Annotated in this window: 9 protein-coding genes and 3 tRNA genes; 4 read left to right on the top strand and 8 right to left on the bottom strand. The window is 36.3% G+C overall.

The genetic code is table 11. The features are described from left to right. Position 1: 1 nt before the first annotated feature. Genes QFA95_RS03215 through QFA95_RS03200 form a run of 4 tightly spaced genes read left to right on the top strand, consistent with a single transcriptional unit; the run spans position 2 to position 4,262 of the window. Positions 2-1,630: a peptide-binding protein gene (locus QFA95_RS03215; protein WP_486463391.1), complete on the top strand. Its 1,629-nt coding sequence runs from the start codon at positions 2-4 to the stop codon at positions 1,628-1,630. Further along, entirely contained in the window at positions 1,631-2,650 is a 1,020-nt protein-coding gene (locus tag QFA95_RS03210; RefSeq protein ID WP_486463390.1) for an ABC transporter permease, read from the top strand. Beyond that, positions 2,647-3,459: an ABC transporter permease gene (locus QFA95_RS03205; protein ID WP_486463389.1), complete on the top strand. Its 813-nt coding sequence runs from the start codon at positions 2,647-2,649 to the stop codon at positions 3,457-3,459. The genes QFA95_RS03210 and QFA95_RS03205 overlap by 4 nt, the downstream gene beginning before the upstream one ends. A gap of 20 nt (positions 3,460-3,479) precedes the next feature. After that, positions 3,480-4,262, top strand: coding sequence for an enoyl-ACP reductase FabI (locus QFA95_RS03200; protein WP_486463388.1), 783 nt, complete (start codon positions 3,480-3,482; stop codon positions 4,260-4,262). A 3-nt stretch (positions 4,263-4,265) separates the two neighbouring features. Here QFA95_RS03200 and QFA95_RS03195 read toward each other — a convergent pair whose 3' ends face one another. The 8 genes from QFA95_RS03195 to QFA95_RS03160 all read right to left on the bottom strand — a co-directional run bounded on the left by QFA95_RS03195 (position 4,266) and on the right by QFA95_RS03160 (position 12,243). Further along, the gene (locus tag QFA95_RS03195) at positions 4,266-6,149 is read right to left on the bottom strand and encodes a SurA N-terminal domain-containing protein (protein WP_486463387.1); all 1,884 of its coding nucleotides are present in this window, start codon (positions 6,147-6,149) and stop codon (positions 4,266-4,268) included. A gap of 40 nt (positions 6,150-6,189) precedes the next feature. Continuing rightward, positions 6,190-6,266, bottom strand: a tRNA-Asp gene (locus tag QFA95_RS03190). Positions 6,267-6,272: 6 nt separating this feature from the next. Continuing rightward, a tRNA-Val gene (locus QFA95_RS03185) sits at positions 6,273-6,348 on the bottom strand. Between the two features lie 57 nt (positions 6,349-6,405). Continuing rightward, positions 6,406-8,814: an endopeptidase La gene (lon, locus tag QFA95_RS03180; protein WP_486463386.1), complete on the bottom strand. Its 2,409-nt coding sequence runs from the start codon at positions 8,812-8,814 to the stop codon at positions 6,406-6,408. 77 nt (positions 8,815-8,891) lie between these two features. Continuing rightward, positions 8,892-10,148, bottom strand: a complete 1,257-nt coding sequence (clpX, locus tag QFA95_RS03175; protein WP_486463385.1) for an ATP-dependent Clp protease ATP-binding subunit ClpX — start codon at positions 10,146-10,148, stop codon at positions 8,892-8,894. 21 nt (positions 10,149-10,169) lie between these two features. Beyond that, positions 10,170-10,793, bottom strand: a complete 624-nt coding sequence (gene clpP / locus QFA95_RS03170; RefSeq protein ID WP_486463384.1) for an ATP-dependent Clp endopeptidase proteolytic subunit ClpP — start codon at positions 10,791-10,793, stop codon at positions 10,170-10,172. 1 nt (position 10,794) lies between these two features. After that, positions 10,795-12,099, bottom strand: a complete 1,305-nt coding sequence (gene tig, locus QFA95_RS03165) for a trigger factor (RefSeq protein ID WP_486463383.1) — start codon at positions 12,097-12,099, stop codon at positions 10,795-10,797. A gap of 59 nt (positions 12,100-12,158) precedes the next feature. After that, positions 12,159-12,243: transfer RNA gene (locus tag QFA95_RS03160), tRNA-Leu, on the bottom strand. Between the last annotated feature and the right edge of the window lie 97 nt (positions 12,244-12,340).

Genomic DNA, 12,340 nt, shown 5'->3' with positions numbered 1-12,340 from the left:
TATGCATAAGTTTTTAGCTTTAATTTTTTTAAGTCTTGTCGTTGGTTGTAATAATAGTCAAAATCTTGACAATACCAACTATGATGACCCTATCCCACCAGAATCTGGAGGTGTGCTGACCAATGCAATGATTGGCGAGCCAAATAACCTGATTGCTATGATTGCTGGAGATTCAGCTTCTTCAGCGATTGCAGGACAAATTTTCAATGCACTCTTAAAATATGATCAAAATCTTGGTTTTGAAGGAGACCTGGCCGACAGTTGGACAATTTCTGATGATTATAAAAAAATTACATTTAATTTAAAGCAAGATATTAAATGGGCTGACGACAAACCGTTTACATGTGAAGATGTGCTATTTACTTGGAAGAAAGTAACTGACCCAGATACTAGAACTCCTTACGGGTCTGATTATCAACTGGTCAGTTCAGCTTCATGTGCAAACAATCACATATTTATTGCTGAGTACGATGAACCTTATGCTCCTGCCCTTGAAACATGGGCGTCCTTGCACATACTCCCAGAACATTTACTTAAAAATGAAAATATTAACGACACCTACTTCTCATTAAACCCTACAGGTACTAACTTCTATGCCCTAGATGAATGGACAACCGGTCAGCAGGTAAAGCTCAAAACTAACCCTAACTCCGTCCATGGTCGACCACTTCTAGAAAAAAAGATAACCAGAATCATTCCTGACCTATCATCCCAATTTATGGAACTGATTGCAGGAAATATTGATTTGATGAATATAAACCCAATTCAGTACTCAAGAGTCTTCCCTAGTCGATCTGAGTTGAACGATAAAATTAATCTCTATAAAGAGATGGGTAATGGGTATACCTACTTTGGTTTTAATTTAAAGAAAAAGCCTTTTGATGATGTCAATATCAGAAAAGCGATTAGTTATGCTATCAACAAAGAAGAAATTATCAATGGTGTTTTGCTTGGATTAGGCGAAGAAATCACCAGCCCATATAAGCCGGGTACTTACTGGGAAAATAGGTCGATCAATAAAATTTCTTTTGATGTTAGTAAATCCAGAGAATTGCTTGAAAAATCTGGCTACCAACTGAATGCAAACAATATCTACGAAAAAGATGGCAAGCCTCTTGCTTTTGAAATTCTCACAAACCAAAACAAACAACGAGAAATGACTGCAGTGCTAATTCAGCGGCGCCTTCAGGATATAGGTATTGATGTCAGTATCAGAGTCATTGAATGGGCAAGTTTTGTGAACAGGTTTATCAAAACAGGTGAGTTTGAAGCTGTCGTTTTAGGTTGGAGTCTTTCCCTTGATCCAGACCAATACAGCATCTGGCACTCTTCGCAACAAGGGCCAGGACAATTCAACTTTATTGGATATAACAACCCTAAAGTGGATAATCTTCTTGAGAGCGGAAGAAAAGAACTGAATAATGAAAGAAGAAAACAAATCTACGACGAGTTTTCTAAAATTATTTATGATGAGCAACCTATTATATATCTGTATGCCGGATATGGATTAACAGCTATTCATAAAAAAATAAAAGGTGTAAAGAAAATCACTCCTCCAGCAGGTGTATTTCATAATGATTACGAGTGGTATATTCCAAAAAAATTTAGAAGAAATGAGATGAGTCTCTAAATGTTAAATTATTTAATCAAAAGAATACTGTGGATGATTCCTATGTTAATTGGAATCAGCTTAATATCTTTTTTTATAATGCATTTAGCACCAGGTGATATCACGTCCAACGAAAGTGCGTTTAATCCAAAAGCCAGTGAGGAGTCACGTCAAAAGCTTAGAGAATTATATAATCTTGATAAACCTATTATTGTCCAATATGGGTTATGGTTAAAAAGAATTGTCCAGTTGGACTTTGGTTCATCATTTGCTTCCCATCAAAGGCCAGTATTATGGGAAAGTAAAGATGAAAATGGCAACATTAAACCAGGCTTAATTCAAAAAGCACTGCCTATAACCCTATTAATTAATTTTTTAACGATACTGCTTATTTTTTCGATCTCTATATTGCTTGGAACAATTGCTGCCATTAAAAAAAATAAGATCCCAGATCGCATCATAACCCTGTTTGTATTTATTGGTTTTGCCATTCCTGGTTTTTGGTTAGCCTTGATTTTAATGTACTCATTGGGGGTTGTGAATCAAGTTCTGCCTATATCGGGATTACATTCTGTTGGATACGAGCAAATGAGTAAGTTGGGTCAAATATTTGATCTTTTAAAACATCTGGCATTACCTGTATTTATTTCTTGCTTGAGTGGATTGGCAGGAATTTCGCTATATGTCAGAAACGGAATGATTGAAATTCTGAATCAAGACTTCATAAAAACTGCACGAGCAAAAGGATTGTATGAAAAAAAAGTTATTTTTGTTCATACTTTAAAAAATGCTCTACTTCCATTAATTACCATCTTAGGATTATCTATACCTGGCTTAATCGGCGGCTCAGTCATTGCGGAATCAATATTTGCCATCCCTGGAATGGGTAAATTGTTTTATGATGCAGTTCTAATGAGAGATTTCCCAGTTGTGATGGGCATATTAACTATTGGGTCCATCTTGACCTTAATAGGTAATTTAATTGCTGATTTAGCTTATGCATGGGCAGACCCCAGAATTCGAAGAGGGCTTGTCAAATGAAAAAGATTATAAAGAACCCCATGTCTTTAGCTGGGTTAATTATTATCTCAATTATAGGAGTACTTGCTATATTTGCAGGTTATCTAAGCCCATTTGATCCAAATTATATTAATATCGATGCAATCTTGTTATCTCCTGATGAAGTCCACTGGATGGGCACCGATGCACTTGGTCGGGATGTCTTTTCTCGAATGTTACATGGAGCACAAATTTCACTTCTTGTTGGAATTGTCGCTGTCGGAATATCTACATTCATTGGGATCATTTTAGGGTCTTTAGCGGGATATTATCGTGGCATTGCTGATACTATAATTATGAGATTAGTTGATGTCATGTTATCCATACCCTCATTTTTTCTCATTCTTGCCGTCATAGCTTTCCTCACTCCCTCCATCTGGAATATCATGATCGTCATCGGTCTGACCTCATGGATGGGTGTTACTCGATTGGTAAGAGCTGAGTTTTTAAGTTTAAAAGAGCGAGACTTTGTGCTCGCAGCTCAAACTTTGGGTGCAAGTGACTTCCGAATTATTCTTACGCACTTATTACCAAATAGCCTAGGTCCTATTATTGTCAGTACCGTCTTAGGTGTTGCTAGCGCTGTATTAGTAGAATCTGGTCTGAGTTTCCTCGGGCTTGGAGTTCAAGCACCTACTGCTTCATGGGGAAATATATTAACTGATGGAAAAGAATATATCCAATTTGCTTGGTGGTTGTCATTGTTTCCTGGACTAGCAATATTAATTACCGTATTAGGTTATAATCTTCTCGGAGAGGGTCTTAGAGATAACTTCGACCAGAATACGTAATATTTATATACGAGGTTTCCATGTCTTTTTTAAAAAACAAACGTGTACTTATTTTAGGTTTATTGAGTGATCGTTCGATCGCTTACGGCATTGCAAAGGCAATGCATCAACAAGGGGCTGAATTAGCCTTCACTCATCAAATGGAAAAACATGAGCAGCGAGTGCAAAAACTAGCTGCAAATTTTAATTCAAATATTGTATTGCCTTGCGACGTCTCAGATGATGATCAAATAAACAATCTATTTGGTTTATTAAAAAAACACTGGGATCATTTTGATATCTTGGTTCATTCCATTGCCTTCGTACCAAAAGATGCGTTACAAGGAGACTTTGTCGAAAACACCTCAAGAGAAAATTTTCGCATCGCTCATGATGTTAGCTCATATAGCTTTACTGCCCTTGCTAAGGCAGCGTTACCAATGCTATCAAAAGATGCGAGCTTGCTTACCGTCAGTTATCTAGGCGCTGAAAGAACAATGCCTAACTATAATGTTATGGGTTTAGCAAAAGCAAGCTTAGAAGCAAATGTGAGATATATGTCTCAAAGTTTAGGACCTAAGGGGATACGAGTGAATGCTGTATCCGCAGGTCCTATAAAAACTTTAGCTGCATCTGGAATCTCTGATTTTGATAAGATGTATTCATTTAACGAAAAACACGCTTCATTAAGACGAAATGTGACGATTGACGAAGTAGGTAATGTAGCCGCATTTCTTTGTAGTGATCTCGCAAGTGGAATTACCGGTGAAGTGACTTACGTAGATGGTGGTATGAATATTACGGCCGCGGGGGCAATCGACTAAGAATTACTGCGCAAATTGAAGAAACTTAGAGTTGATTTTTACTTTTGAATCAGCTCTTAAATCTTCAATATAAGATTTTTCAATTTCTTTTTCAATAGCAGCCATGAACTCTTCATTAAAGAATTCAACATCTTCTTTCAAGATATTGTCAGAGTCAACTTTGTCTAGTTTAATAACCATAAATTCGCCTTTAGGGTCATAAATTCCAGAGTAAACTGGCAAATCAGATGCGTTCATTTTAAAAATCTCTTCTGAAATGACGTCAGATAATCCCTGTTTATCAGATCTATCAATAGTTAATTCATCAATCCACTCTGGTTCTTTTACAGATCCGTTTTGCAGCGCTTCCACTAACTTATTGCCATCATTAATTAAATTTTCTTGAGAGTTTCTCTTCATTAAAAATGTTTTGATATTATCTTTTACATCATCTAATGACTGAGTCTCAGACTTTCTAAAATCTATAACCCTCGCAGAAACAAGATTATTGGGAGAAACTTCAACGGCTGGGGTATTAAACTTGTTATCAATGATAGTTTGGTCAAAAACGGCTTCAGAAAAAACAGGGTTGTTAAAGAAATTCTCTGCATCAGCTTTTGACATCCAAGGGCTTTGTTGAACCTCTAGGTTATATTTTTCAATGACAGGATCTAAAGACTCTTTTTGCTCGTAGACGATATTACTAAAATCTTCAGCATTGGTATTGTAAATTTCCAAAGCTTTTCCATACAAAAGCTCACCTTTTACTTGGGTTTTAACATCCTTGAATGATACTTGATCACCTTTGATATCATCTAAACGAATAATATGGAAGCCAAAATCTGTTCTGGCCAAGTCAGAAATTTCACCTTTATTTAATGTAAAAGCAGTCTCTTCAAATTCCTTAACCATCACCCCTCGTTTGAAGAATCCAAGCGAACCTCCATTTTTAGCTGATTCTGGATCCTGGGATAGATCTTTAGCGAACTCCTCAAATTTCTTAGGATTTTTTTTAATATCTTTTAATACATTAGATGCCTTTTGTCTGACTTTTTCCACCTCATCATCAGATTGAGAAGCATCAGCTAAAAATAAAATATGGCTAGCGGAACGCTCTTCATCACCTTCATAGTTTTGTTTATTGAACTCGTAAAACTCTTTAACTTCCTCATCAGAAACACTCACATTAGGAACGATATTGGCGACAGAGTATACAACAAACTCTATTTTGACCTGATCTGGTCGAATGAAAGAATCGGTATTCGCCTCATAGAACTCCTTGATTTCGTCATCTGATACTTTAACTTTATCCTCATAATCAAGAAGTAACATGTCATAAAGTTTGACATGTCTTTTTTGATAGGCAATCTTCGCTATCTCTTCAATATTTTTTTTCGGGAAAAAAGTTAAGTTAGCCAAAGTGCCTTGAATTTGCTGAGTTGCCATGTCACCTCGTATTTGCTGTTCAAGTTTCTTTGGTGTGAGGCCGTTATATTGAACAATTTGATCGTATCTGTCTTGTGAAAATTTACCATTCTCTTGAAAGTCAGGCATACCAACAATATAGGTCGATAGCTGGTCATCAGAAATACGGAAGTTATATTTATCGACTGCTGACTTAATCAACTGACTGTCAACTAAAGAATCAATAACACTTTTTTTAAATTCTGGAGATTGAAGGATTGATCTATCTTGCCCTTCAGCATCAAGTCTTTCTTGAAGAACCATCATGGAGCGCTGAAAATCTTGTGCAGTAATCTCAAAATTATTCACTGAGGCTACTGTGACATTTGAACCCATTGAGTTGAGGTAAGAGTCAATACCAAAAAGAGCAAAAGGAACTACAATGATCACTAATACTACCTTAGCCCATTTTTTTTCTAAACCATTTCTAATTGTTTCTAACATGATTTTTATGACCTTCTTGCTTCAAAAAGTTCTATAAAGTTGGCGGAGTGGACGGGACTCGAACCCGCGACCCCCGGCGTGACAGGCCGGTATTCTAACCAACTGAACTACCACTCCTTATTTTGGTGGGTGCTGACGGGGTCGAACCGCCGACATTCGCCTTGTAAGGGCGACGCTCTACCAGCTGAGCTAAGCACCCAAAATAATATCGAGGACGCCATTCTACAATAAGAAATGATGAAATGCTAGCTTAAATTTAATGAGCGATAGATTTGTCAATTTTCTCTAAATGGTTCTTTGAAACTGCTTTTTTTGCAGTTCTTGTTTTACTGACTTTTAAACTCTCAGGATCTTTGGTCAGAGCAATTTTGAGCACCTCATCGATTGTTTTGACTGGAATTACTTCAACTTTCTTTAGCACCTCTTGAGAGATATCAATCAGATCTTTTGCATTAAGATGAGGAATGATTACCTTTTTTACTCCTCCACGATGAGCTGCTAATAATTTTTCTTTAAGTCCTCCAATTGGCAAAACTTCTCCTCTTAAAGTAATTTCACCCGTCATTGCAACATCTGCGCGCACAGGAATTCCAGTTAAAGATGAAATAATACCCGTGGTCATACCAATTCCAGCACTAGGGCCATCTTTTGGTGTCGCGGCTTCTGGTAGGTGAATATGAAAATCATTCTTTTCATAAAACTCTTCTGAGATATGTAGCCTTTTAGAACGACTTCGCACAACACTTAGCGCAGCATGAATAGATTCTTTCATGACATCACCAAGTTTGCCGGTGAGGTTTATTTTTCCTTTACCAGGCATAATTACTGATTCAATTGTTAATAGCTCACCTCCAACTTGTGTCCAGGCTAAGCCTGTCACCTGACCAACTTGGCTTTTTTTCGAGGCTAGTCCAATGTCATAAATTTTAATACCTAAGAAATCATTAATATTCTTTGCCGTAACTGATAACTTTGTCAGTTTTTTCTTAGTAAGAAGCTGTTTGACTGATTTTCGGCAGATTTTTGCTATCTCTTGCTCTAATCTTCTAACCCCAGCTTCACGCGTGTAAAATTGTATAATGCTTTTCACTGCTGAATGCGCGATACTCAACTCACTTCTTTTTAATCCATGAGCCTTAAGTTGTTTTGGTACCAAATGGGTGAGAGCAATATCTATTTTCTCTTGCTCCGTGTAACCAGGTAATCGAATAATTTCCATACGATCCAAAAGTGGTTCAGGAATATTTAAAGTATTTGCAGTTGCCACAAACATGACATCAGAAAGATCGTATTCTACCTCTGCATAGTGATCAATAAAGGTGTGGTTTTGCTCAGGATCTAAAACTTCTAACAAAGCAGATGATGGATCTCCTCTGAAGTCCTGTCCCATTTTATCCACTTCGTCTAAAAGGAATAATGGATTATTAACAGCAACTTTGGTCATATTTTGTAAAACTTTTCCCGGCATGGAGCCAATATAAGTTTTTCGGTGTCCTCTGATTTCTGATTCATCGCGAACCCCACCTAGTGCCATTCTGATAAATTTACGGTTGACTGCCTTAGCAATACTTTGCCCTAGAGAAGTTTTACCAACGCCAGGAGGACCGACAAGACAGAGGATTGGAGATTTGACCTTGTCCACTCTTTGTTGCACTGCTAAATATTCAATGATTCTTTCTTTGACCTTATCAAGGCCATGATGATCAGCATCTAAAATTGTTTCCGCATCTTTGAGACTTGAATTGATTTTAGTTTTGCTCGACCAAGGAAGGTTGATCAAAGTTTCAATATAGGTTCTCACCACGGAAGCCTCTGCAGACATTGGTGACATCATTTTTAACTTTCTTAACTCACCCAGAGCTTTATCCTGGGCCTCTTTAGACATTCCAACAGTGTTAATTTTTTTCTCTAATTCATCAAATTCAGCTGTTTCATCTTGTTCGCCAAGTTCCTTTTGAATAGCCTTAACTTGCTCGTTTAGATAATACTCTCTTTGAGATTTTTCCATCTGGCGTTTAACACGCCCCCTGATTCTTTTTTCTACCTGCAGAATATCAAGCTCAGCCTCAAGGAGAGATAATAAAAGATCAAGTCTTTCACGAATATTTATTGTCTCAAGTAATTTTTGCTTATCCTGAAGCTTAAGATTTAAATTTGCTGCAATCGAGTCAGCCATGCGTCCAGGTTCTTCAATTGATGACAAAGTTGTCAATAACTCAGGCGGAATTTTCTTATTGAGCTTCACATACTGATCAAACTGAGAATATAGTGTTCGCATCAATGCGATTGATTTTTTATCCTTCACTTCACGAGATTTAATAACCTTGGATTCTGCAGACCAAAATTCACCAGAATCATAAAACTTAGTTAATTGAATTCTCTCAATTCCTTCCACTAGAACTTTAACTGTTCCATCAGGAAGCTTTAACATTTGTAGGATTGTAGCTAAGGTTCCAATTTCAAACAAATCTTTAACGTCCGGATCATCTTTGTTTGCTGACTTTTGAGCAACTAGCAGTATCTGTTTATCTCCATTATTTGCTTTCTCAATTGCTTTAATTGACTTGTCACGTCCAACAAACAAAGGAATAACAAGCTGAGGATAGACAACAACATCTCGTAAGGGTAATAAGGGGGTAATAGGGTTAATTATTTCTTGAGCCATATTTGATATATAAAAGATTATTTATTCTTAGTATTTATTATGAGGGCTAATCTGAATAATTCAAGGAATTAATAGAATTATTGATTAATTTTTTTTTGATCTGAGTGGATTAAAATTGGCTTATTTTTTTCAGTAATCGTCTTTTCGTCAATGATTACTTTTTCAATTGTTTTATCAGATGGGATGTCAAACATGACATCCTGAAGTGTTTCCTCTAATATTGATCGAAGACCCCTAGCCCCAGTGTTTCGAGCAAGAGCTTTTTTTGCAATATGAATCAATGCCTGATCTCTAAACTCTAATTCCACTCCTTCAATTTCTAATAATTTCTTATACTGTTTAATCAATGCATTTTTCGGCTCAATGAGAATCTTAGTTAATGCATCAATATCAAGAGGCTCAAGCGCTGAGATAACCGGTAAACGTCCAATGAATTCAGGGATAAGACCAAATTTAACCAAATCCTCAGATTCAGTCTCTTTTAAAAGTTGGTATGTGGTCCTGCTGTCATTTTTTGAAGCCACATTTGCTCCAAAACCTATACTATTACTTTCCAATCTTCTTTGAATAACTTTTTCTAGTCCATCAAATGCCCCGCCACAGATAAACAGAATATTAGATGTATCAATTTGAACAAATTCTTGATTCGGATGCTTTCTTCCACCTTGAGGTGGAACAGAGGCTACGGTACCCTCAATCAATTTTAGTAATGCTTGTTGAACACCCTCTCCTGAGACATCACGAGTAATCGAAGGATTATCCGATTTTCTTGAGATTTTATCGACCTCATCAATGTAAATAATTCCTTTTTGAGCTTTGCTGACATCGTAATCACATTTTTGCAATAATTTTTGCATAATGTTTTCGACATCCTCACCAACATAACCCGCTTCGGTCAATGTAGTTGCATCAGCAATAACAAAAGGAACGTTGAGGAATGAGGCTAAGGATTGTGCTAATAATGTTTTACCAGACCCGGTCGGGCCAATCAGTAGAATATTACTTTTAGCAATTTTTATATCGTCATCACCATGACTACCGAGCCTTTTATAATGATTATATACAGCGACAGACAATGATTTTTTCGCATGATTTTGACCAATAATATGTTGGTTTAATTGATCAAATATTTCTTGAGGCTTAGGAATATAATCGGTATCAACAGATTTTTTTGAATCGGCAGCTTTTATTTCCTCTTTGATAATGTCAGTGCAAAGATCAATACACTCATCACAAATAAAAACAGATGGACCAGCAATTAGTTTTTTTACTTCGTGCTGATTTTTTCCACAAAAGGAACAAAATAGCGATTTATCTTTATCCTGGTCACTCATAGCAGAATATACCTAAATAAATTATCTTTCGTTAATGACTTTGTCCACAAGTCCATATTTTACTGCATCCTCAGAGCTCATAAAGTTGTCTCTGTCTGTATCTTTTGAGATCGTCTTAATGTCTTGACCTGTATGTTGCGATAAGATTCTATTTAATTTATCTTTGAGATAGAGAATTTCTTTGGCATGTATTTCAATATCAGATGCTTGACCTTGAAATCCTCCCAGTGGTTGATGAATCATCACTCTTGAATTAGGAAGACAGAAACGCTTATTTTTTGCTCCAGCCGTTAATAAAAGAGCTCCCATGCTAGCGGCTTGGCCGATACACAAAGTACTCACATCAGGCTTAATGAACTGCATGGTGTCATAAATCGCCATACCAGCGGTCACAGAACCTCCTGGTGAATTAATGTATAAGGAAATATCTTTATCTGGATTTTCAGCCTCTAAAAAAAGAAGTTGGGCTACAACCAGGTTAGCGGTCATATCGTCGACTGGCCCAACCAAAAAGATAACTCTTTCTTTTAACAGTCTTGAGTAAATATCATATGCTCTTTCACCCCTGCCACTTTGTTCGACAACCATTGGGATATAGCCCAGCCCCATAGGTCTATTGGATGTTGAGAATTTATCAAATGACATGTTAATTGTTACCCATTAATTCGTCGAATGAAACTTTTTCCTTTTTGATCTTACAAGCCTTTGAAACAAAATTCACGACATTATCTTCAGTCGCAAGAGCTGCAGGTTCATTTAAACGCTCTTGTTTTTCATAAAACCATTGAACTGCTTTTTCAGGCTCATCATATGATTTTGAAAATTCTTCAATTTTAGATTTAATCTGATCTTCGGTTGCTTGTAATTTTTCCTTATCAACCAAATGCGCTAAAACAATTCTTAAACGTGCTGTTTGCTCTGCTCTTTCATTAAACATAGATGGTTCTAATTTTAAGTCCTTGGCTTTCGCACCCTGTCTTTCCATATTTTCAATCATCTGCTGCATTAAGCGATATGACTCATTGTCAACTATAGATTTTGGTAACTCAAATTTTGCATGTTTAACAAGCTCAACAAATACTTGGTCTTTTTCTTTAAGTTTCACACGCTTTTCAACTTCTTCAGCCAATGATTCTTCAATTTGCTTTTTCATCTCATCAACATCACCGCTATCAACTCCGAGCGACTTGGCAAAATCTGCATCAATTTTTGGAAGCTCCATTTCATTAACTTCATTGATAACAACAGTATATTTAACCTTTTTGTCTGCCAGCTGTGCTGGCTCATGATCTTTTGGATAATGGATTTCAAAATCTTTCATATCAGAAGCTTTTAATCCAACCAACTCTTTATCAAAAACTTCTAATCGATTTTTATCCCCAAGTATAAAGTTAAGAATTTGTGAGCCAGTTGATTCAGCAGTCTTTCCATCAATGAAAGATTCTAGTTTCACACCAACGCGGTCACCCAATTTAGAAGCACGATCTACTTTTTTAAATGTTGCTCTTTGTTTTAGCATGACATCAATAGTTGCATCGACATCTTTTTTGGTTAATTTCACGTCTGGCTGTATGATTTCTATTTTTTTAAAATCAATGTCTTTCACCTCAGGCAGAACCTCAAAAGTAGCGGTGAACTCAAAATCATCTTTAATTTCAGGAAGAGGATCATGATTGATTTGAGGCATACCAACAATATTTAATTTATTTTCCTGTACGATCTGACCAAACTGGTTTTCAATTGCTCTTGAATAAACTTCAGATCTAATATCCGGACCATATTGTTTTTCAATTATGCTCATTGGAGCTTTTCCTGGTCGGAAACCTTGGATCTTTGCATTCTTTGATACTTGAATGAATCTTTGCTTAATTTCATTCTCAAGCGGAGCAATAATAATTTTCCCCTTAACTTTTCTTTCAATATCATTAATTTTTTCAACAGCTTGTGTCATGTTCAATCCTAATAAAATCTTTTAAATAACTAATTTGTAACTTAAGTTTTATAATTTAATGGTGCGAGAGGAGAGACTCGAACTCTCACGCTTTTAGGCGCTGGAACCTAAATCCAGTGCGTCTACCAATTCCGCCACTCTCGCATGTACCAGAGAACCGCAGATTATACCATTTTGGATAGATTTTTGATAAATAAATTCCATAAAATTTAATAGATAAATTTGTTAGAATTAACTAATA

Source organism: Candidatus Methylolitoribacter marinus (assembly GCF_051853155.1).
Classification (GTDB): domain Bacteria; phylum Pseudomonadota; class Gammaproteobacteria; order Burkholderiales; family Methylophilaceae; genus BACL14.
The sequence above is the reverse complement of the archived record's forward strand: the minus strand, read 5'-3'. Positions and strand labels throughout refer to the sequence as shown.